The 19,806-nt window shown below is 55.9% G+C and carries 21 protein-coding genes, 1 other RNA gene and 1 other annotated feature; of the genes, 9 read left to right on the forward strand and 13 right to left on the reverse strand.

The annotated features are described in order from the left end of the window. Nucleotides 1–30: 30 nt before the first annotated feature. The 8 genes from hemH to FKM52_RS15565 form a co-directional block, all read right to left on the reverse strand. Nucleotides 31–990 carry a ferrochelatase gene (gene hemH / locus FKM52_RS15530; RefSeq protein WP_141177065.1) on the reverse strand — a complete coding sequence of 320 codons (960 nt, stop codon included), beginning with the start codon at nucleotides 988–990 and terminating at the stop codon, nucleotides 31–33. 227 nt (nucleotides 991–1,217) lie between these two features. Beyond that, a complete protein-coding gene (gene adk, locus FKM52_RS15535; protein WP_141177066.1) occupies nucleotides 1,218–1,862 on the reverse strand; it encodes an adenylate kinase in 645 nt (214 codons plus the stop codon). Between the two features lie 241 nt (nucleotides 1,863–2,103). After that, nucleotides 2,104–3,972, reverse strand: a complete 1,869-nt coding sequence (htpG, locus tag FKM52_RS15540; RefSeq protein ID WP_141177067.1) for a molecular chaperone HtpG — start codon at nucleotides 3,970–3,972, stop codon at nucleotides 2,104–2,106. A 103-nt stretch (nucleotides 3,973–4,075) separates the two neighbouring features. Continuing rightward, nucleotides 4,076–4,681 carry a recombination mediator RecR gene (recR, locus tag FKM52_RS15545; protein WP_141177068.1) on the reverse strand — a complete coding sequence of 202 codons (606 nt, stop codon included), beginning with the start codon at nucleotides 4,679–4,681 and terminating at the stop codon, nucleotides 4,076–4,078. Continuing rightward, the gene (locus FKM52_RS15550) at nucleotides 4,681–5,010 is read right to left on the reverse strand and encodes a YbaB/EbfC family nucleoid-associated protein (protein ID WP_141177069.1); all 330 of its coding nucleotides are present in this window, start codon (nucleotides 5,008–5,010) and stop codon (nucleotides 4,681–4,683) included. The genes recR and FKM52_RS15550 overlap by 1 nt, the downstream gene beginning before the upstream one ends. A 52-nt stretch (nucleotides 5,011–5,062) precedes the next feature. Beyond that, entirely contained in the window at nucleotides 5,063–7,069 is a 2,007-nt protein-coding gene (dnaX, locus tag FKM52_RS15555; protein WP_141177070.1) for a DNA polymerase III subunit gamma/tau, read from the reverse strand. After that, nucleotides 5,660–5,721 (reverse strand) — a sequence feature (DnaX frameshifting element). Its footprint overlaps the gene before it by 62 nt. A gap of 79 nt (nucleotides 7,070–7,148) precedes the next feature. After that, on the reverse strand, nucleotides 7,149–7,700 hold the full coding sequence (gene apt / locus FKM52_RS15560; protein ID WP_141177071.1) for an adenine phosphoribosyltransferase: 552 nt from the start codon (nucleotides 7,698–7,700) through the stop codon (nucleotides 7,149–7,151). 201 nt (nucleotides 7,701–7,901) lie between these two features. After that, entirely contained in the window at nucleotides 7,902–8,294 is a 393-nt protein-coding gene (locus FKM52_RS15565; RefSeq protein WP_141177072.1) for a DUF454 family protein, read from the reverse strand. Nucleotides 8,295–8,419: 125 nt separating this feature from the next. Here FKM52_RS15565 and FKM52_RS15570 point away from each other — a divergent pair, with 125 nt between their 5' ends. Both FKM52_RS15570 and rsmS read left to right on the forward strand, forming a co-directional pair. Continuing rightward, entirely contained in the window at nucleotides 8,420–8,662 is a 243-nt protein-coding gene (locus tag FKM52_RS15570; protein ID WP_141177073.1) for a hypothetical protein, read from the forward strand. Nucleotides 8,663–8,673: 11 nt separating this feature from the next. Continuing rightward, nucleotides 8,674–8,829 (forward strand): pleiotropic regulatory protein RsmS, encoded by a 156-nt coding sequence (gene rsmS / locus FKM52_RS15575; RefSeq protein WP_141177074.1) that lies wholly within the window; start codon nucleotides 8,674–8,676, stop codon nucleotides 8,827–8,829. On the opposite strand, the gene acrR is transcribed toward rsmS, so the two are convergent. Beyond that, nucleotides 8,822–9,466, reverse strand: coding sequence for a multidrug efflux transporter transcriptional repressor AcrR (gene acrR, locus FKM52_RS15580; protein ID WP_141177075.1), 645 nt, complete (start codon nucleotides 9,464–9,466; stop codon nucleotides 8,822–8,824). The genes rsmS and acrR overlap by 8 nt on opposite strands. A gap of 139 nt (nucleotides 9,467–9,605) precedes the next feature. On the opposite strand from acrR, the gene FKM52_RS15585 reads away from it, so the two are divergent. Beyond that, entirely contained in the window at nucleotides 9,606–10,802 is a 1,197-nt protein-coding gene (locus FKM52_RS15585; RefSeq protein WP_141177076.1) for an efflux RND transporter periplasmic adaptor subunit, read from the forward strand. Nucleotides 10,803–10,819: 17 nt separating this feature from the next. Beyond that, the gene (locus tag FKM52_RS15590; protein ID WP_141177077.1) at nucleotides 10,820–13,969 is read left to right on the forward strand and encodes an efflux RND transporter permease subunit; all 3,150 of its coding nucleotides are present in this window, start codon (nucleotides 10,820–10,822) and stop codon (nucleotides 13,967–13,969) included. A gap of 570 nt (nucleotides 13,970–14,539) precedes the next feature. Here the strand turns inward: FKM52_RS15590 and FKM52_RS15595 are convergent. Continuing rightward, nucleotides 14,540–14,842, reverse strand: a complete 303-nt coding sequence (locus FKM52_RS15595) for a hypothetical protein (RefSeq protein ID WP_141177078.1) — start codon at nucleotides 14,840–14,842, stop codon at nucleotides 14,540–14,542. 151 nt (nucleotides 14,843–14,993) lie between these two features. Here FKM52_RS15595 and FKM52_RS15600 point away from each other — a divergent pair, with 151 nt between their 5' ends. The 3 genes from FKM52_RS15600 (at nucleotide 14,994) to FKM52_RS15610 (ending at nucleotide 16,122) form a co-directional block, all read left to right on the forward strand. Further along, nucleotides 14,994–15,347 carry a hypothetical protein gene (locus FKM52_RS15600; RefSeq protein WP_141177079.1) on the forward strand — a complete coding sequence of 118 codons (354 nt, stop codon included), beginning with the start codon at nucleotides 14,994–14,996 and terminating at the stop codon, nucleotides 15,345–15,347. A 147-nt stretch (nucleotides 15,348–15,494) separates the two neighbouring features. Further along, nucleotides 15,495–15,878, forward strand: coding sequence for an Hha toxicity modulator TomB (gene tomB / locus FKM52_RS15605; protein WP_141177080.1), 384 nt, complete (start codon nucleotides 15,495–15,497; stop codon nucleotides 15,876–15,878). A gap of 25 nt (nucleotides 15,879–15,903) precedes the next feature. Then, nucleotides 15,904–16,122, forward strand: a complete 219-nt coding sequence (locus FKM52_RS15610; RefSeq protein ID WP_141177081.1) for an HHA domain-containing protein — start codon at nucleotides 15,904–15,906, stop codon at nucleotides 16,120–16,122. Between the two features lie 43 nt (nucleotides 16,123–16,165). Here the strand turns inward: FKM52_RS15610 and ffs are convergent. Continuing rightward, nucleotides 16,166–16,262, reverse strand: an RNA gene (ffs, locus tag FKM52_RS15615) — signal recognition particle sRNA small type. A gap of 209 nt (nucleotides 16,263–16,471) precedes the next feature. On the opposite strand from ffs, the gene FKM52_RS15620 reads away from it, so the two are divergent. Then, nucleotides 16,472–16,783 (forward strand): MGMT family protein, encoded by a 312-nt coding sequence (locus FKM52_RS15620; protein ID WP_160250596.1) that lies wholly within the window; start codon nucleotides 16,472–16,474, stop codon nucleotides 16,781–16,783. A gap of 29 nt (nucleotides 16,784–16,812) precedes the next feature. Here FKM52_RS15620 and FKM52_RS15625 read toward each other — a convergent pair whose 3' ends face one another. Continuing rightward, nucleotides 16,813–17,373, reverse strand: coding sequence for a YbaY family lipoprotein (locus FKM52_RS15625; RefSeq protein WP_141177082.1), 561 nt, complete (start codon nucleotides 17,371–17,373; stop codon nucleotides 16,813–16,815). A 214-nt stretch (nucleotides 17,374–17,587) separates the two neighbouring features. Between FKM52_RS15625 and tesB the strand changes: the two genes are divergently transcribed. Continuing rightward, nucleotides 17,588–18,448, forward strand: coding sequence for an acyl-CoA thioesterase II (gene tesB / locus FKM52_RS15630; protein WP_141177083.1), 861 nt, complete (start codon nucleotides 17,588–17,590; stop codon nucleotides 18,446–18,448). 57 nt (nucleotides 18,449–18,505) lie between these two features. Here the strand turns inward: tesB and amtB are convergent, their stop codons facing one another. Further along, complete coding sequence (gene amtB, locus FKM52_RS15635) at nucleotides 18,506–19,789, reverse strand: ammonium transporter AmtB (protein WP_141177084.1); 1,284 nt, start codon at nucleotides 19,787–19,789, stop codon at nucleotides 18,506–18,508. Nucleotides 19,790–19,806 lie beyond the last annotated feature (17 nt).

The following is a 19,806-nucleotide window of genomic DNA, read 5'->3' on the forward strand; positions in this document are numbered from 1 at the left end:
GGAGAATGATAGCACACTCCCCGCCGTTACTCAGCGGTGAGCGTTCACCAGCGCCAGCATCATAGCGATGTGTTCAGCATCGTCATTCAACGCCGGAATATACTCAAACTTTTCGCCGCCGGCGTGCAGGAAGAACTCCCGGTTCTGCTCGCTAATCTCCTCCAGCGTCTCCAGGCAGTCGGCGGAAAAGCCTGGGCTCATAATTTGAATATGGCGCACCCCTTGCGCCGGCAGGCCGCGCAGAGTCTCATCGGTGTAGGGCGTTAGCCATGGCTCGCGGCCAAAGCGCGACTGAAAGGTCATCATTACTTTATTCTCACTCAGACCAAGCGCGCGCGTCAGCGCAGCGGTGGTATCGCGGCAGCGCTGCGGATAGTCATCGCCTTCATTGGCGAAGCGCTGCGGAATGCCGTGGAAAGAGAGCACCAGCAGATCCGGCTGGCCATGCTGCGCGAATGAGCGCTCCACCGAAGCCTTCAGCGCGGCGATATAGGCCGGATGTTCGGCATAGTCGCGGATAAAATGAACGTCGGGCATCGAACGATAGCCGGCAAACACCGCGCTTAGCCCATCCCAGACCGCGGCGACGGTGGAACAGGAAAACTGCGGATAGAGCGGCAGTACGATCAGCCGGGTCACCCCCTGCGCCATCAGGCTATCCAGCGCGCTTTTCAGGCTGGGCGTGCCGTAGCTCATGCCCAGCTCCACCGGGATATCAAGCTGCGCGGCCAGCGCGTTACGCTGGCGTTTGCTGTAAACCAGCAGCGGCGATCCTTCCGCCATCCAGACCGAAGCGTAAAGTTTCGCCACGCGCGGTGAGCGGATCGGCAGAATAATGCCGTTGAGGATCGGCCACCACAGCCAGCGCGGCGTATCGACCACGCGCCTGTCGCTAAGGAACTGTTTCAGATAGCGTTTCACCGCCGGCGCGGTTGGCGCATCTGGCGTCCCCAGATTCACCAGCAGGACGCCGGGTTTATCTTGCCTCATGGTATGGCCCTGTTTTAATTAGATTAACTGCTTTCTCACCGCTATTTTATCCTGTCCGGCGCGGATTGGCTCATCGGTAGCACCGCTGCCAGCAAGAGAGGAAAGCGCTTAGCGGCAAAGTATAGAGGAAAGCGGAGCAAGAGGAAGACGGCGCGCCGATGCGGCGGAAGAAATAAAAAAGCCAGGAATATCGATACGATACGCCTGGCCATTAGCTGGGGCAGCTATTAACCGAGGATGGTTGCCAGCTCAGCGCTGACTTCGGTCACTTTACGCGTGCCGTCAATTTTGTGGTACTGCGTATTGCCAGCCTGCGCTTCCTGCTGGTAGTAGGCCACCAGCGGCTCGGTCATTTCATGGTACTCGACCAGGCGCTTACGCACGGTCTCTTCCTGATCGTCTTTACGCGTGGTCAGCTCTTCGCCGGTCACGTCATCTTTGCCTTCCACCTGCGGCGGATTGAATTTAACGTGATAAACGCGGCCAGAAGGCGCATGAACGCGGCGGCCGACGATACGCTCGACGATCAGCTCGTCAGGCACGTCGAACTCCAGAACGCAGTCGATTTTGATGCCGGCTTCTTTCATCGCATCCGCCTGTGGGATGGTACGCGGAAAGCCATCGAGCAGGAAACCGTTACGGCAGTCGTCCTGCGCAATACGCTCTTTTACCAGCGCGATAACCAGCTCATCGGTCACCAGTTTGCCTTCATCCATAATGGCTTTCGCCTGCTTGCCCAGCTCCGTGCCGGCTTTTACCGCCGCACGCAACATATCGCCCGTGGAGATTTGCGGAATGCCGTACTTCTCCATAATGAACTGAGCCTGAGTGCCCTTACCTGCGCCCGGAGCGCCGAGCAGAATAATACGCATTGCGTAAATCCCCTTGAGAATTGCTTTGATCTAACAGAAGGCCAAGAACATACCACTAAGGCCCCGCTACCACAAGAAAACCGGCCCGGAAGCCGTTCCGACCTGTAAAAAGTTACCAGCGGTTATCATCAACCGCTTTATCAGCAAATACCAGCGCGATACAGACCATACGCCGCATTTTTCAGACAATCCGTAAATGCAAAAGGCCGGCGCGATGGCCGGCCTGAGTAAGGCATTTGCGTTACGCCAGCAGCAGCTGGTTCATGCGGCGGATAAACTGGTTCGGATCTTCCAGCGTGCCGCGCTCGGCGAACAGCGCCTGATCGAGCAGCAGTTCGACCCATTCGGCAAAGCGCGCTTCATCTTCGGTATCAGCGGTGCGTTTCACCAGCGCATGATCCGGGTTCAGCTCAAAGATATATTTGACCTCCGGCACGTCCTGGCCGGCCGCAGCGAACAGCTTAGCCATCTGGGTGCTGATTTCATTGGCGTCAGTGGTAACAATTGCTGGCGTATCGGTAAGACGATGCGTCAGGCGCACCTCTTTCACCCGCTCGCCCAGCAACGTTTTCACGCGCTCAACAAACGGCTCCAGCGCTTTTTCCGCTTCTTTCTGCGCCTCGTTCTCTTCATCCGCCAGCTTATCCAGCGTTTCATCCGCTTTGCTGACCGACTGGAAGGTTTTGCCATCGAACTCGGTGAGATAGCTCATCATCCACTCGTCGATGCGATCGGAGAGCAGCAGCACCTCAATGCCTTTCTTACGGAACAGCTCCAGGTGCGGGCTGCTTTTCGCGGCGGCATAGCTGTCGGCGGTGATGTAGTAAATTTTTTCCTGACCTTCCACCATACGGCTGACGTAATCTTCCAGCGCAACGGTCTGCGCCGAACCTTCGCTGCTGGTAGAGGCAAAGCGCAGCAGCTTAGCGATCGCCTGCTGATTGGCGTGATCTTCCGCCGGGCCTTCTTTCAGCACCAGACCAAATTCGCGCCAGAACTGCTGGTATTTCTCCGCGTCATCTTTCGCCAGCTTATCGAGCATTTGCAGGACGCGTTTGGTCAGCGCGCTGCGCAGGTTCTGCGTAATGCGGTTGTCCTGCAGGATTTCACGCGACACGTTGAGCGGCAGATCGTTGGAGTCAATCAGGCCGCGCACGAAGCGCAGGTAGTTCGGCATAAACTGTTCGGCATCGTCCATAATAAAGACGCGCTGCACGTAGAGCTTCAGGCCGTGCTTATGATCGCGGTTCCACATATCCCAGGGCGCGCGCGCCGGAATATAGAGCAGGCTGGTGTACTCCTGCTTGCCTTCAACGCGGTTGTGGCTCCAGATCAGCGGATCGCTAAAGTCATGGGCGATATGCTTGTAAAACTCGTTGTACTCTTCGTCGCTGACTTCTGATTTGTTGCGGGTCCAGAGCGCCTGCGCCTTGTTAATTTTTTCCCAGCTGGTGGTATCGCTCTCTTCATCTTTGCTTTCGATCTCTACCGGCAGCGCGATGTGATCGGAATATTTGCTGATGATATTGCGCACGCGCCAGCTGTCGAGGAATTCATCTTCGCCTTCGCGCAGGTGCAGGGTAATTTCAGTGCCGCGATCGGCTTTGGTCAGATCGTCAATGGTATATTCGCCTTCGCCGGCGGATTCCCAGAATACGCCCTCTTCCGGCGCCGCGCCTGCTGCACGGGTGCGTACGGTAACCTTATCGGCAACGATAAACGCTGAGTAGAAGCCAACGCCGAACTGACCGATTAGCTGACTGTCTTTCGCCTGATCGGAGCCGAGCGATTCGAGGAAGGCTTTGGTGCCTGATTTCGCAATGGTGCCGAGGTTTTCAATTACCTCATCGCGACGCATACCGATGCCGTTATCGCTCAGCGTCAGCGTACGGTTCTCCTTATCGACAGAAACCCTGACGCGCAGCTCGCCGTCGCCTTCATACAGATCGGGCGTTGACAGCGCGCGGAAACGCAGCTTATCCGCCGCATCGGAGGCGTTGGAAATCAGCTCGCGCAGGAAGATCTCTTTATTCGAATAGAGGGAATGGATCATCAGGTGCAGAAGTTGTTTTACCTCTGACTGGAAACCACGCGTCTCTTGTCCTTTCATGGTTTGGCTACCTCAACTGAAACAGGTTTATCGAACGTTGAGGAAGAGATGGGGATGGGAAAAGCTTTTTCAAGCTGGCACAAGCGAATGTGCCAGCAAGTGATTAATATTTAATCTTGTGCCGTCCGGCCAGCGAGTGAGACAGCGTGGTGCCGTCTACCATTTCCAGCTCGCCGCCAACCGGCACGCCGTGTGCGATGCGGCTGGCTTCAACGCCGGACTGCGCGCACAGCCCGGCGATATAGTTGGCGGTCGCTTCGCCTTCTACCGTGGGGTTGGTGGCGAGGATCACTTCCTGAATGGTTTCCTGCTCCAGCCGCTGTTCAAGACGATCCAGCCCGATATCCTGCGGACCGATGCCGTCCAGCGGGGAGAGGTGCCCCATCAGCACAAAATAGCGCCCGGCGAACTGTCCGGTTTGTTCAATGGCGTGAATATCGGCCGGGCTCTCCACCACGCAGATTTGCCCGTTCTGCCGGCGACGCGGATTCGCGCAGATGGTGCAGATCTCCTGCTCGGTAAAGGTGCGGCAGTCGGCGCAGTGGCCAATTTCCGACATGGCGCGCGTCAGCGCCTGAGCCAGGCGCATGCCTCCGCTGCGATCGCGCTGCAATAGCTGGAACGCCATACGCTGCGCCGATTTCGGGCCTACGCCCGGCAGGCAGCGCAGCGCTTCCATTAACGACTCCAGCAAAGGACTGGTTTGCATCAGAACGGCATCTTAAAGCCCGGCGGCAGCTGCATGCCGGCGGAGACGGAAGCCATTTTTTCCTGCTGCGCTTCGGCGATACGGCGCGCCGCATCGTTAAACGCCGCCGCAACCAGATCTTCCAGCATCTCTTTGTCATCTTCCAGCAGGCTTGGGTCTACTTCTACGCGACGGCAGTTGTGCGCGCCGTTGATGGTGACTTTCACCAGGCCCGCGCCAGATTCGCCGGTAACTTCCATTTCAGCGATCTCTTGCTGTACCTGCTGCATTTTGTCCTGCATCTGCTGGGCCTGTTTCATCAGGTTACCCAAACCGCCTTTACCAAACATAATTTTCTCTCTTTGCTCAGGCCGCGTAAGCGTTTAACCGTTATGCGGCGATTCAAACGGGGCGGATACTTTCCTCATCCAGATCGGCATCAAAAAAGCGACACAGAGTCTGAATATGGCTATCCGCAATGATGGACTGACGCGCCTGCGCCAGTTTTTCTTCATAAATCTTCTGACGCCATTCCAGCGGCGTCAACACCGCGGGATTATCATCTTCAATGATAGAGAGTTCAACCGGCTTCCCGCCAGCCTCGCTTAACGCTGCGGTTAATACCTGCTGCGCCGAGGCGGAGTTCAGGTGGCGCTGGCTGCTGCGCAGATGCAGCACGATACCCTGCGGCGTTTGCTCTTTCCAGGCGTTGAGCGCCAGCTGCTGCACCAGCTTCGGCAGCGTCAGGGCGGCGATCTCTGCCGCCCAGGCGTCGCGCTGCAGCGACTCTTCAGCCAGCCGCGCCGCCAGTTCCGGCGTTTTCTCATGCTCCAGCGCCGAACGCAGCGCTTTCGGCGTGGCGACAGGTCGCGCCTCGCTTTCCACTACCTTATTTTGCGCTTTCCAGCGATAGGCCTCTTTTTTTGACGGCGCGGCTTTTTCCGCCGCCGGTTTTTTACTGGCGCGCTCGGTAACCTGAGCGAGCCGTTCCAGCGCCGAGCCAGCCGGCCGCGCGCTTAGCGCCGCCGGCTCACTCTTTTTTGTTTTATTCGCTCCCTGCTGACGCAGCAGCTGGGTACGCGCCTGTAACAGCTGGCTGGTTGCGTCCGGCAGCGCGACTTCCGGCGCAGCGGCAGGAGCAGCAGCCGTGGCGGCCGCAGCCGTGCCAGCGGCGGGCGCAGTCGTGGCAGTGGACGCAGCCGTGGCGGCGGGCGCAGCACGCGGCGCTTCCGCCGCTGAAAATGCCGCGGCGGCGGAAGGCGGCGCCTGAACGTTCGGCTGCGGCGTCATTATCGGCCGGGTAACCGGCTCGGCGATCTCTACCTGCGGATGAAACGCCAGCGCGCGCAGCAGCGTCATCTCGACGCCCATGCGGCGATCCGGCGCCAGCGGCAGCTCTTTGCGCCCCATCAGGATGGTTTGATAATAGAGTTGAACATCCGCCGGCGGAACAAGGCGCGCCAGTTCGCGCAGCCGCTGCCCGACGCCGGCGTATTCATCGCCGAGCGCGGAAGGCAACAGCTGAATCATCGCAACGCGGTGCAGCAAGCGCAACATTTCCACCAGCAGCGCTTCCCACTCCACGCCGCGGCTTGCCGCCTGCTGCAGCAGCGTCATGGTTTGCTGGCCGTCGGCGGCGGCCAGCGCCTCGATTAACGCCAGCGGCTGATCGTCATCCAGCGTGCCCAGCATCGCGGCGACGCTGGCGGTAGTCACCTGCCCCTCACCGCTGGCAATCGCCTGATCGGCGAGGCTCAGCGCATCGCGCATGCTGCCATCCGCCGCGCGCGCCAGCAGCTGCAGCGCGCGCGGCTCGGCAGCGATATCTTCCTGCTGCAGCACATACTCCAGCTGCTGGCGGATCTGATCGACCTCCAGCGCTTTCAGGTGGAACTGCAGGCAGCGCGAGAGAATGGTAACCGGCAGCTTTTGCGGATCGGTGGTCGCCAGCAGAAATTTAACGTGCGCCGGCGGCTCTTCCAGCGTTTTCAACAGGGCGTTGAAACTGTGACGCGACAGCATATGCACTTCGTCTATCAGATAGACTTTAAAACGTCCGCGCGCGGGCGCGTACTGCACGTTATCCAGCAGATCGCGCGTATCTTCAACTTTGGTGCGCGAGGCGGCGTCAATCTCGATCAGATCGACAAAGCGCCCCTGTTCGATTTCGCGGCAGTTATCGCAGACGCCGCACGGCGTGGCGGTGATGCCGGTTTCGCAATTGAGCCCTTTAGCCAACAGGCGCGCAATGGTGGTCTTTCCGACGCCGCGGGTGCCGGAAAAAAGGTAAGCGTGGTGGATTCGTCCCAGCGACAGGCCGTTAGCCAGCGCAGTCAGTACATGCTCCTGACCAACGACATCGGAAAACGCTTGTGGACGCCACTTGCGGGCAAGGACCTGATAACTCATTCGTTCACGAGATGTGTTGTAAACCAGTGGAACATGCTAACACAGCCCCGCCGCTACGGCGAGGCTGAAGGCGGGAAACTCAGTGGCCCGGGAAAGAGACCAGGCTGTAGCATTCGATGCCCAGCGCGTTGAGGCGGGCTTCGCCATTTAAATCAAACAGATTAATAACGAATGCCGCGTCTTTAACTTCGCCGCCGGCGCGACGGATCAGTTTTACCGTGGCTTCGATGGTGCCGCCGGTCGCCAGCAGATCGTCGACCACCAGCACGACATCGCCTGGCTTAATCGCATCGCGATGCAGCTCCAGCTGGTCGCTGCCATATTCCAGATCGTAGCTTTCGCTCCAGGTGGCACGCGGCAGCTTGCCCGGCTTACGTACCGGTACAAAGCCGACGCCAAGCCCCAGCGCGACCGGCGCGCCAAACAAAAAGCCGCGCGCCTCGGTGCCGACGACTTTCGTGATGCCCCGATCGCGGAAGCGCGCAACAAACAGGTCGATGGTGGTAGCGAAAGCGCGCGGATCTTCCAGCAGGCTGGTGACATCACGAAACAGGATACCCGGCTTCGGATAGTCCGGAACGCTTTTAATACTGTCTTTCAGAAATTCAAGCTGCTGTGCAGTCGCGGTCATAATATGATGCCTGGTAAATACTAAACTGACTCGCGCAGCTTCGCCTTACGCTGAACGGCTGCGCCGCAGACGGAAAAGAGTGATAGCGGGGAAACCGCGCACGAAAACGAACAAATCTAAGCAAACCACAGGATAAATGCAACACCGTTCGCCGCTCTGCGCGCTCAGGCGGACAAAAATCGTTACGTCCGGCGGACAAACTTAGTCACCGTCCACGCTTTCTTTCCGCTTTTCGCCGGCGACGACCGGCATGCGCCACATCATTAACAGCAGCGCGCCCAGCATAACAAGCAGCATAATCCGCAGCCAGAGCAGCTTTACCAGCCAGATCGACAGCGTAAAGGTGCCAATCATCAGCAGCATGGCGCGCCCTTTTACTCCCGGCGGCAAGGCGCGATGCCGCTGCCAGTGGCGCAGATAGCCGCCGAACCAGGAACGCCAGAGCAGCCAGTGATGAAAGCGCGGCGATGAGCGGGCAAAACACCAGGCGGCTAATAAAATAAAGGGCGTAGTGGGCAGCAGCGGCAAGACTACGCCCAGCGATCCCAATAAAATAGCCAACCAGCCGAGAGTTAATAATATAATGCGCCGCATGAAATATCCTGCCGAAGAGCCGTCCGGATCACTTTATCACAGCTGACGGGCTGTGCTGCAGCCGGTAGCGGGCTATTTTATCAACAGAACCTTTACCTGAAAGCAACCTGTTTGAGGATCTAGCGATGGGTTTAATATCCTGGCTAATCACTGGCGTACTGGTGGGCCTGGCGGCGGGCAAATGGCCGGGCGGGCGCGGCAGCTGGCTGCCGGTGCTGATTCTGGCTATGATTGGCGCGCTGGTGGGCGGCTATATTAGCGTCTATTTTAACTGGGGTACGCTGGCCAGCCTGCATTTACGCGCGTTGCTGCTGGCGCTGGCGGGCGCGCTGCTGCTGGTTGCGGTAGCGCGCATAATACGACGTTAAGGAGCAGACCTATGTCGCTGGAAAGCGCATCTGATGAGATCAAACTGGCCGTCGATTTAATTATGCTGCTGGAGCAGAGCGATGTCGCGCCTGAAACCGTCCTGGCGGCGCTGGAGATCGTGCGCCGCGACTACGAGAACAAGCAGCGGCTGCGCGCCGCTAGCTAGTGGCCTCCGTCAGCAGGCTGGGGCTGTTTTTCAGCATTTCTATCAGCGCATCTACCAGTACCGGCGCATCCTGTTCAATATCAAAACTTTCCGGCATAAACAGCCAGTTTTCCATAATGCCGGTAATATAGCCGCGCATGATGATCGCCGCACGGCGCATATTTAACCTGGCGGGTAATTGGCCCGCCTTAATACAGGCTGCCAGCACTTCTTCTATTTTCTCGTAACATTCAAGGTACAGGTTCTGCTGCACAATCTGCAGCGGCAGCATTTCACCGACAAATTCGCACTTATGAAAAATAATTTCCAGCAGGGAGCGACGCCGCCGATCGCGCGCGGTAGCGGAAAAAACATAGCAAAGCACCGCACGCATGACGGAAAGTGGATCGTCAGGATATTTTGACTGATACTCTTGCTCAACGTCTTCCAGCCCGGACTCAGACTGCGCCCAGATCTCATTAAGCAGATCGGTCTTGTTTTTAAAGTGCCAATAGATAGCGCCGCGCGTTACGCCGGCCTCCCTGGCGATATCAGCCAGAGACGTTGCCGAAACGCCGAATTCAGAGAAACGCGCAATGGCGGCATCAAGAATTTGATTCCGTGTTTCAAGAGCTTGCTGTTTGGTTTTTCGTGCCATAGTAACGCTTTTACCAAGCGGCGGATTTACATACATTTGCGAATGTATGTACCATAGCATGACCACAATATAAACGCAGCAATGGCTCAACGGTTTGTGATCCATTGGCCAATCGATATCGAACAATCGAGGTTGATTTATGAAAAATAACAGAGGGTTAACGCCTCTGGCTGCCGTCCTGATGCTTTCAGGCAGCTTTGTGCTAACAGGATGTGATGATAAATCCCAGCAGGGTGGTCAACAGCAACAGGCGCCTGAAGTTGGCGTGGTCACGCTAAAAAGCGAACCGTTGAAAATTACCACCGAGCTGCCGGGGCGTACTTCAGCCTACCGCGTAGCGGAGGTGCGGCCGCAGGTTTCCGGCATTATTCTGAAACGCAACTTTGTTGAAGGCAGCGATATTAAAGCGGGCGAATCGCTCTATCAGATCGATCCGGCGCCCTATCAGGCAACCTACAACAGCGCCAAAGGCGATTTAGCGCAGGCGCAGGCCAACGCGCGCATTGCCGCCCTGACGGTTAAACGCTATCAGCCGCTGCTGGGCACGAAATATATCAGCCAGCAGGACTACGATCAGGCAGTAGCCACGCAAAGCCAGACGGCGGCGGCGGTAGAAGTAGCGAAAGCCAATGTAGAAACCGCACGCATCAACCTCGCCTATACCAAAGTGACGTCGCCTATCAGCGGACGTATCGGTAAATCCGCGGTAACCGAAGGCGCGCTGGTGCAAACCGGCCAAACCACGGCGATGGCGACCGTACAGCAGCTCGATCCGATGTATGTGGACGTCACGCAGTCCAGCGACGAGTACCTGCGCCTGCGACAGGAACTGGAGTCTGGTCAAATCAAACAGAACGACGGCAAAGCTAACGTTACCCTGCTGATGCCGGACGGCAGCCCATATCAGCAGCCGGGTACGCTGGAATTTTCCGACGTTACCGTTGACGAGACGACCGGCTCTATCACGCTGAGAGCGGTTTTCCCCAACCCGGACCATCGCCTGCTGCCAGGCATGTTCGTTCGCGCGCGTCTGGAAGAAGGCATCAACCCGAATGCGATTCTGGTGCCGCAGCAGGCGGTAACCCGTACGCCTACCGGCCAGGCGACGGTAATGGTAGTCGGTCAGGATAACAAAGTTGCCGTACGCAATGTGACCGCGAAACAGGCAATTGGCGATAAGTGGCTGATTACGCAGGGCGTGCAGGCTGGCGATCGCGTGATCTCTGTCGGTATCCAGCGGGCAAAACCTGGCGCTCAGGTTAAGCCGCAGGAAGTGACAGAGGATGCGAAAGATCAACAGCAGTCGCAGCCGCACTCTGAATCATCTCAGTCTTAAACAGGAGCCACTGATACATGGCTAAGTTCTTTATCGATCGCCCCATTTTCGCCTGGGTTATCGCCATCATTATCATGCTGGCGGGTGCGCTATCGATCCTTAAGCTGCCGATTGAGCAATATCCTAACGTTGCTCCTGTAGCGGTACAGATTAATGCGAACTACCCTGGCGCAGATGCGAAAACGCTGCAGGATTCGGTAACGCAGGTTATCGAACAGAATATGAACGGCATTGACGGACTGATGTATATGTCCTCAAGCAGTGATTCTTCCGGCTCCCTGCAGCTGACGCTCTCTTTCCAGTCTGGTACCGATGCGGATATCGCCCAGGTGCAGGTGCAGAACAAACTGCAGCTGGCGATGCCGTTGCTGCCGCAGGAAGTACAGCAGCAGGGTATCCAGGTACAAAAATCCTCCAGCAGCTTCCTGATGGTGGCGGGCTTCGTGAGTGAAGACGGCAGCATGACGCAAAACGATATTTCCGATTTTGTGTCCTCTACCATTAAAGATCCCATCAGCCGTACGCCAGGCGTGGGCGACACTCAGCTGTTCGGCGCGCAGTATGCGATGCGTATCTGGATGGACCCGCACAAGCTGAATAACTATCAGCTGACGCCGGTTGATGTGATTAGCGCCATCTCCACGCAGAACGCCCAGGTCGCGGCGGGTCAGCTGGGCGGCACGCCGCCGGTGAAGGGGCAGCAGCTTAACGCCTCGATCATTGCACAAACGCGTCTGACCTCGACGGAAGAGTTCGGCAAAATTTTGCTGAAGGTTAATCCGGACGGCTCACAGGTGCGGCTGCGTGACGTCGCTACCATCGAACTGGGCGGGGAAAACTACGAAATCATCGCTCGTTTTAACGGTCAGCCCTCCTCCGGTCTGGGGATTAAGCTGGCTACCGGCGCCAACGCCCTTGATACGGCGACGGCGGTGAAAGCCGCGCTGGATAAACTCTCGCCTACCTTCCCGGCCGGACTGAAAGTGGTTTATCCCTACGACACCACGCCGTTTGTTAAAATCTCCATCTTTGAGGTGGTGAAAACGCTGTTCGAAGCGATCGTGCTGGTGTTCCTGGTAATGTATCTGTTCCTGCAAAACTTCCGCGCGACGCTGATCCCAACGATCGCGGTGCCGGTAGTGCTGTTAGGTACTTTCGCCATTATCAGTGTATTCGGTTACTCAATAAATACCCTGACGATGTTCGGCATGGTGTTGGCTATCGGCCTGCTGGTGGATGACGCCATCGTTGTGGTAGAAAACGTCGAGCGCGTTATGGCGGAAGAAGGTTTGCCGCCGAAAGAAGCGACGCGTAAATCGATGGATCAGATTCAGGGCGCTCTGGTGGGGATTGCGCTGGTGCTCTCCGCGGTATTTATCCCGATGGCGTTCTTCGGCGGTTCAACCGGCGTTATCTATCGTCAGTTCTCGATTACCATCGTTTCGGCAATGGTGCTGTCGGTGATTGTCGCGCTGGTGCTGACTCCGGCGCTCTGCGCCACGATGCTGAAACCGATCAAACAGGGCGATCATGGCAAAACCACCGGCTTCTTCGGCTGGTTTAACCGCCTGTTCGATAAGAGTACCGACCACTATGTTGACAGCGTAGGACACATTGTTCGCAGCACCGGGCGCTATCTCTTAATCTATCTGCTAATCGTTATCGGTATGGCGGTACTGTTTATGCGTCTGCCCACCTCCTTCCTGCCGGAAGAGGATCAGGGTCTGCTGCTGACGCAGGCCGTGCTGCCAGCGGGCGCGACGCAGGAGCGTACGCAGAAAGTGCTCGATCAGATTAGCGATTACTATCTGAACCAGGAAAAAGAGAACGTTAAGTCAGTATTTACGGTTAACGGCTTCGGCTTTGCCGGCCGCGGTCAGAATACCGGTATTGCCTTCGTCAGTCTGAAACCCTGGGAAGAGCGTAGCGGCGAGGAAAACAAGGTCCCGGCCATTGCGGGACGAGCCATGGGCGCGCTGAGCACGATTAAAGACGCCATGGTGATTCCGTTTAACCTGCCAGCGATTATCGAGTTGGGTAACGCTACCGGCTTCGACTTTGAGCTGATCGATCAGGCGAACCTGGGTCACGAGAAGCTGACGCAGGCGCGTAACCAGCTGCTGGGCATGCTGGCGCAGCGTCCGGATACCGTAGTGGGCGTGCGTCCCAACGGCCTGGAAGATACGCCGCAGTACAAGCTGACCGTCGATCAGGAAAAAGCGCGCGCGCTGGGCGTATCGATTTCCGATATCAATACCACGCTGGGCGCTGCCTGGGGCGGATCGTACGTGAACGACTTTATCGATCGCGGCCGTGTGAAAAAAGTGTATGTGATGGGTAAAGCTGATTCACGTATGCTGCCGGACGATATCAATAAATGGTATGTACGCGCCGCCAACGGCAACATGGTGCCCTTCTCCGCCTTCTCAACCGCGCACTGGCAGTATGGCTCGCCGCGTCTGGAACGCTATAACGGTCTGCCTTCCATGGAGATCCTCGGTCAGGCGGCGCCGGGGCGCAGTTCCGGCGATGCGATGGCGTTGATGGAAGAGATGGCGGCTAAGCTGCCGCAGGGTATTGGCTATGACTGGACCGGTATGTCCTACCAGGAACGCCTCTCCGGCAACCAGGCGCCGGCGCTCTATGCCATCTCGCTGATCGTGGTATTCCTGTGTCTGGCGGCGCTCTATGAGAGCTGGTCGATTCCATTCGCAGTTATGCTGGTGGTGCCGCTGGGCGTTATCGGCGCGCTGATCTTTACTACCCTGCGTGGTCTGAGCAACGACGTTTACTTTGTGGTGGGCCTGCTGACAACCATTGGTCTGTCGGCGAAGAACGCCATTCTGATCGTCGAGTTCGCCAAAGACCTGATGGAGAAAGAAGGCAAAGGCCTGGTGGAAGCGACGCTGGAAGCAACGCGTATGCGTCTGCGTCCGATTCTGATGACCTCGCTGGCCTTTATTCTCGGCGTACTGCCGCTGGCTATCAGCACCGGGGCAGGCTCCGGCGCTCAGAACGCAGTAGGTACGGGCGTAATGGGCGGGATGGTCACCGCTACCGTGCTGGCTATCTTCTTCGTGCCGGTCTTCTTTGTGGTGGTACGCCGCCGCTTCAGCAAGCATAAAGAGGATCTTGAGCAGGGACATCCTGTCGAACATCAGCATTAATTAGCCGTTTTTAACAGAGGCCACGTTACGTGGCCTCTTTTTTATCGCCATCTGATTGGCGGTAGCGGCGGTTTTTCGCAGCTGATTCAGGTTTTAGCTTTGCCCGCCGGCCCATCTTTTTCATCAGCCATTACTCTACTGCTTTGCGCTTTCTGACGGCCTGCTTTACTGCCCCGTATTTTCTTGCTTTTTCCCTGACGCCGCCTGTCTTTACCTCTTTTCTGCTACTCTTGCCCCGCCCCGGCGTCTTACTTCTCTTTCTGCCCTTCTCCTGGCAACTTTTCTGTTAGCCCCTGCGCCATCCTGTTAGCCCCCGGTCTTTCCCCCTGCGCCATCCCTGTTAACTCTTCTGTCTTTCTCCTGCGCCATCCCCGGTTATGACTCTGCGGATTTCCTGGCCATCTCTGGACTTTTTCCCTGCTATACCGCGCTCGTTATTCCTTCCTCCCCGCCGCTCTGCTGCAGGGCCAGGCGGATTAGGGCCAGGGAAACAGGCGGCACTTTTCACTCAGCATATAGCCATTTTTTAAAGCGGAGAATTAGGGAAATTTCAGGCCGGTACTTAGCGCATTATGCGCTGCCGAAATGCGCCATTAAGTTTACGGAATAGCGCGCAGGCATGGCCATATTCGGAATATTTGTAAGTGTCGTAAAGCGCTCCAGACGGGTATAAAAGGCGCCAGACGCATTCAGCGCCCGTTTTGCCACGGCCTTTCCTCCCCATATCCGGCGCCCTGAACGTCGTCCGTCGGGCTGTACGCTAAGCCTGAACGCGTCAAAAACAGCGCTGGCGGATGAAAAATTGTATCCTTTTATGACAATCGCGGCGCAAACTTTCTGTTGCTTAAAGAGCAGGAATACAAGAAAATTCAACCAGCTAATTCAGACTGCTCGGCACGCTGATGCCTTTATGTCGCTCGTTTGCCAATCATATCAACAGGGAATAGCTTAATTCTTTTTATCTGCCTTCTGTCATACTGGCCTCATCTCTGGCGCAGAGCATGACAGACGTTGCGGAGGGCGAATGCGCAAAATTGTACCCTGCGATATTTTGCAAGCTGAAGAAAATACGCTAAAATTAAAATCTATAATTATCCAGAATATTCCCAAAATAGAAAAATCACTAGTCGGGGATCTTCAGTGGTATGCGCAAAATGCACTTTTAGTTCCCGGATCGATAAAAGTTATTTCTGTGGAAGCGCAGGGCCAGCATCAATATAAAATGCTTTACCAGTTTGACTGGAATGTATTCAATGCTTGCCTTGACATTAACCAGACAGAAAGCCGCCAGGAAACGATCGATTTTGAGGTAATAGCTGGCGCTTTGGCCTTTAACGTTATTGATAATACACGCCCTTCCACTGCCGATGAGCTATAATTGAGTAATACCTAATCCGAAAATTACAAACATACATCATATTTAACTTGTTTGATAATCTAACGGCTTTTAATATTAAATGTAAGTCAAATTGCTTTTTTCGCTGTTTCGCATGCAGACACTGGTCGATGTATGGAGGGAAAAAAGATGGACGAATATTCACCGAAACGGCATGATATTGCCCAATTGAATTTCTTGTGTGAAAATCTGTACGATGAAAGTTTGGCTACGCTGGGCGACAGCCATCATGGCTGGGTTAACGATCCTACCTCCGCGACCAACTTACAGCTGAATGAGCTTATTGAACATATTGCTTCCTTCACCATGAATTATAAATTAAAGCATGCTGAAGACGAGGATCTCATCGTTCAGATTGATGATTACCTTGACGATACTTTTATGTTGTTTAGTAATTACGGCATTAACGTTCAGGATCTACAGCGCTGGCAGCGCTCTGCCAGGCGTTTGTTTAACCTTTTTGCTGAAGAATGTGCCCAGCTTCCTTTACAGCCAAGCCATTCGTTTTCATAACCGATCTTTTTATTACGGTTTAACCATGACAGAAAAACTTATGACTAAAACTGACTACCTGATGCGTTTAAGACGTTGCCGATCTATCGATACGCTTGAACGTGTGATTGAAAAAAATAAGTATGAATTACCTGACGATGAGCTGGCAGTTTTTTATTCAGCCGCCGATCACCGTCTGGCTGAATTAACCATGAATAAGCTGTACGACAAAGTACCGGTTTCCGTGTGGAAATTTGTACGTTAGGAATATGTCAGGAAAAGTCAGGATGGAGCGGAAATGGTGGGGGCCCTGCCAGCTACATCCCGGCACACGCGTCACCTGCTGCGGCTGCTTCCTTCCGGACCTGACCGAGTTCACAAGTTAGCGTTGCGGGAGAACCAACAGGGCCCCCATTGACGCGCTCCGTTACAGAGCGCAGGCATTATCAATGATGCCTGCGGTAAATGCAAGCCGCGGGCTGGCAACCGATGTTTTATTAAGCAAACAGCTGCTTTTTCCGGTCCCTTACCTCTTTATTACAGCAGATAATCTTTCCTGTTTCTTCCTTGCGCCATTTTTGCCAGGATGCAAAAGTTTGATAACGCAGGAGAAGATAGTGGAAAACGATTCCTTTACCCAACGCGTGCTGCAGGTGATTGCAGCTATTCCTGCCGGCAGCGTCACGACCTATGGCGATGTGGCGCGGCTGGCGGGATCGCCTCGCGCCGCGCGTCAGGTTGGCGGGCTGTTGAAACGTTTGCCGGCCGATAGCCGCCTGCCCTGGCACCGCATTATTAACCGTTACGGTCAAATTTCATTACAGGGGGACGATCTGCTGCGTCAGCGCGATGCGCTGGAGGCGGAAGGCATTGAGATTAGCGATGATGGCAAGGTGGATCTGGCGCGCTATCGTTGGCAGTGGTAACGGGGCCAGCTGGGCTGGCCCACGGATGCTTAATATTTTATCGGCGCCGGAGCGGATGAATATGGCGTCACCTGCGTAGGTGAAGTAGAAGGAATGGCAGAGCCGGCGTTGCTGCTGTTGGTTACCGGCACCGCGACTGAAGGCACGGGAACCAGAGTTAAATCAACGCGGGTTCCGCCGCCGTTAATGACTGGTTTTACCGAATCCGTCACCAGCACGACTTTGTTATCAATGGTGATCGCCGCACTAAGGAGAATACGTGCGTCTGGTTGAATATCTGCCGGGTTAAAAGGCAGCACAAAGCGATACGGCCCCGGTTTACCTTCGGTGCGCTCAACACGCTGCGCCAGCACTTTAGCCGGTGCGTTGGACAGAGAAGCGTCCGACAAGGTTACCGTTAATGCCGCATCCGCAGGTAAGGTCAGGTTGCCGCGGATATAAACTGAACCGCTAACGTTCGGCTGGGCGATAACGGATTGCCCGGTCGATTCGGCGCCCGGCGTCGGTACGGGAATATTCGCGCTTTTATCTGCACAACCTGCAAGAGTAACGGCCAGCGCCACTCCACTCATTACATGCCAGAATTTCATTGATATCTTCTCCTTTTAATCAATGTGGTATCGGCGAAAAGTTGGCCGAAACAGCTTAAAAACGCTGTATGTGCTTAATTCTGGCACAGGTTGCGTCTTTTTGCCTGGCCCACCACTTTCATTTCCTACAGTGTTTCCTTTAACAAATCACAGCGGTTGCAGGAGCTGGTCCGATCTCGCAAACTAAGCCGGTAACGTTATTGAGGAATACCCCATGAGTCAGGCATTACAAAGTTTGCTTAACCTGCTACAGCTGGAAAAACTTGAGGAAGGCCTGTTTCGCGGCCAGAGTGAAGACCTCGGCCTGCGCCAGGTTTTCGGCGGCCAGGTTGTTGGCCAGGCGCTATTCGCAGCCAAACAAACCGTTCAGGCAGATCGCGATATCCACTCTTTCCACAGCTACTTCCTTCGGCCCGGCGACAGCCAGAAGGCCATTATTTATGATGTCGAAACGCTGCGCGACGGCTACAGCTTCAGCGCGCGCCGCGTCTCGGCTATCCAGAATGGTCAGCCTATCTTCTATATGACCGCCTCTTTTCAGGCGCCCGAACCCGGTTTTGAACATCAAAAAGCGATGCCTGACGCGCCGGGTCCGGACGGATTGCCCAGTGAAACTGAGATTGCACAGCGGCTGGCAGCAATGCTTCCGGAAAAAATCCGCGCGAAGTTTCTTGCCGAAAGGCCGCTGGAAGTGCGACCTGTCACCTTTCACAATCCGCTAAAGGGTCATACGGATAAGCCAACGCGCCAGGTCTGGATACGGGCTAACGGCCCGATGCCGGACGACGCCCGCCTTCATCAATATCTGCTGGGTTACGCTTCCGATCTTAACTTTCTGCCGGTTGCGCTGCAGCCGCACGGTAAGGGGTTTCTTGAACCCGGAATGCAGGTAGCGACCATCGACCACTCGATGTGGTTTCACCGCAAGGTTGATCTGAACCAGTGGCTGCTTTACAGCGTGGAAAGCACTTCAGCTTCCGGCGCCCGCGGCTTTGTTCGCGGCGAATTTTATACCCAGGATGGCGTGCTGGTCGCCTCAACCGTTCAGGAAGGCGTCATGCGTCAGCGTAGTTGATAGTATAAAAAAGGACGGTGCCTGGCATCGTCCTTTTTGTTTAATACTTCTTTAGCATTATTGGTTATAGGCATTCTCGCCGTGGCTGTTAACGTCAAGCCCTTCGCGCTCGTGATCTTCCGGCACGCGCAGCCCAACCAGCAGGTCCGCTACCTTAAAGCCGATCGCCGCCACTACGCCGGTCCAGATAATCGTCAGCAGCACGCTAACCAGCTGTACCCATAGCTGATGGCCCATCGTCACCCCCTCGGCATAACCGACGCCGCCCAGCGAAGCTGAAGCAAAAATGCCGGTCAGGATACAGCCGATAATGCCGCAGACGCCATGAACGCCAAACACGTCGCAGGGATCGTCAACGCGCAACCATTTTTTCAGCGAGCTTACGCCCCACAGGCCGGCCAGCCCGCCAGCCAGGCCGATAATCAACGCGCCGCCAACGCCAACGTAGCCACAGGCAGGGGTAATCGCAACCAGGCCGGCGATAAATCCTGAGCTGGCGCCCAGCAGGGAAGGCTTGCCGCGCAGCGTCCATTCGCCGAAAGTCCAGGCTAATACCGCGCCTGCGGTCGCCACCACAGTGTTGAGAAACGCCAGCGCGGCGATCTCGTTGGCCGCCGCCGCTGAGCCGGCATTAAAGCCAAACCAGCCTACGTAGAGAATTGCCGTGCCGGTAAACACCATCGGCAGGTTATGCGGTTTGAACGCCTCTTTGCCGAAGCCGGCGCGTTTGCCCACCAGCCATGCGCCAACCAGCCCGGCTACCGCCGCGTTAATATGCACCACGGTGCCGCCGGCAAAATCCAGCGCGCCATCCTGCGCCAGGAAGCCGCCTGCCCAGACCATATGGGCAATCGGCAGATAGGCGAACGTAAGCCAAATCAGCACGAAAATCAGCACCGCGGAAAAACGGATGCGTTCCGCAATTGAACCAACGATCAGCCCAACGGTAATACAGGCGAACGAGGCCTGAAAAACCACGTGGATATATTGATAGAAGGTGCCGCTCAACGCGGTCAGGCTGATATTTTTCAGCATAACCCAGCTAAACCCGCCGAAAAACGCATTGCCTTCGCTAAAGGCAAGGGAATAGCCATAAACCACCCACAGCACGCACACCATAGCAAAGGTCACCGCCACCTGCGTCAGCAGCGACAATACGTTTTTCCCGCGAATCAGACCGCCATAAAACAGCGCAATGCCTGGAATGGTCATAAACAGCACCAGCGCGGTGCAGATCATCATAAAAGCGTTATCCGCTTTGTCCGCAACGGCCGGCGCCGCCATCGCTAATGAGGGTGACAGCGCCAGCCCCGCGACAACTTTGCTGATTAATTTATTCATGGTGAGTATCCCATCAT

Origin of the sequence: Mixta tenebrionis, assembly GCF_006517625.1 — a bacterium.
GTDB lineage: Bacteria > Pseudomonadota > Gammaproteobacteria > Enterobacterales > Enterobacteriaceae > Mixta > Mixta tenebrionis.

Coding starts and splice junctions, on each gene's coding strand:
- FKM52_RS15570 (WP_141177073.1), top strand. CDS start 8,420: ATGGGTTTAATATCCTGGCTAATCACTGGCGTACTGGTGGGCCTGGCG.
- tesB (WP_141177083.1), top strand. CDS start 17,588: ATGAGTCAGGCATTACAAAGTTTGCTTAACCTGCTACAGCTGGAAAAA.
- acrR (WP_141177075.1), bottom strand. CDS start 9,466: ATGGCACGAAAAACCAAACAGCAAGCTCTTGAAACACGGAATCAAATT.
- FKM52_RS15585 (WP_141177076.1), top strand. CDS start 9,606: ATGAAAAATAACAGAGGGTTAACGCCTCTGGCTGCCGTCCTGATGCTT.
- FKM52_RS15625 (WP_141177082.1), bottom strand. CDS start 17,373: ATGAAATTCTGGCATGTAATGAGTGGAGTGGCGCTGGCCGTTACTCTT.
- amtB (WP_141177084.1), bottom strand. CDS start 19,789: ATGAATAAATTAATCAGCAAAGTTGTCGCGGGGCTGGCGCTGTCACCC.
- FKM52_RS15550 (WP_141177069.1), bottom strand. CDS start 5,010: ATGTTTGGTAAAGGCGGTTTGGGTAACCTGATGAAACAGGCCCAGCAG.
- htpG (WP_141177067.1), bottom strand. CDS start 3,972: ATGAAAGGACAAGAGACGCGTGGTTTCCAGTCAGAGGTAAAACAACTT.
- hemH (WP_141177065.1), bottom strand. CDS start 990: ATGAGGCAAGATAAACCCGGCGTCCTGCTGGTGAATCTGGGGACGCCA.
- FKM52_RS15565 (WP_141177072.1), bottom strand. CDS start 8,294: ATGCGGCGCATTATATTATTAACTCTCGGCTGGTTGGCTATTTTATTG.
- recR (WP_141177068.1), bottom strand. CDS start 4,681: ATGCAAACCAGTCCTTTGCTGGAGTCGTTAATGGAAGCGCTGCGCTGC.
- FKM52_RS15610 (WP_141177081.1), top strand. CDS start 15,904: ATGACAGAAAAACTTATGACTAAAACTGACTACCTGATGCGTTTAAGA.
- FKM52_RS15590 (WP_141177077.1), top strand. CDS start 10,820: ATGGCTAAGTTCTTTATCGATCGCCCCATTTTCGCCTGGGTTATCGCC.
- adk (WP_141177066.1), bottom strand. CDS start 1,862: ATGCGTATTATTCTGCTCGGCGCTCCGGGCGCAGGTAAGGGCACTCAG.
- FKM52_RS15600 (WP_141177079.1), top strand. CDS start 14,994: ATGCGCAAAATTGTACCCTGCGATATTTTGCAAGCTGAAGAAAATACG.
- tomB (WP_141177080.1), top strand. CDS start 15,495: ATGGACGAATATTCACCGAAACGGCATGATATTGCCCAATTGAATTTC.
- dnaX (WP_141177070.1), bottom strand. CDS start 7,069: ATGAGTTATCAGGTCCTTGCCCGCAAGTGGCGTCCACAAGCGTTTTCC.
- rsmS (WP_141177074.1), top strand. CDS start 8,674: ATGTCGCTGGAAAGCGCATCTGATGAGATCAAACTGGCCGTCGATTTA.
- apt (WP_141177071.1), bottom strand. CDS start 7,700: ATGACCGCGACTGCACAGCAGCTTGAATTTCTGAAAGACAGTATTAAA.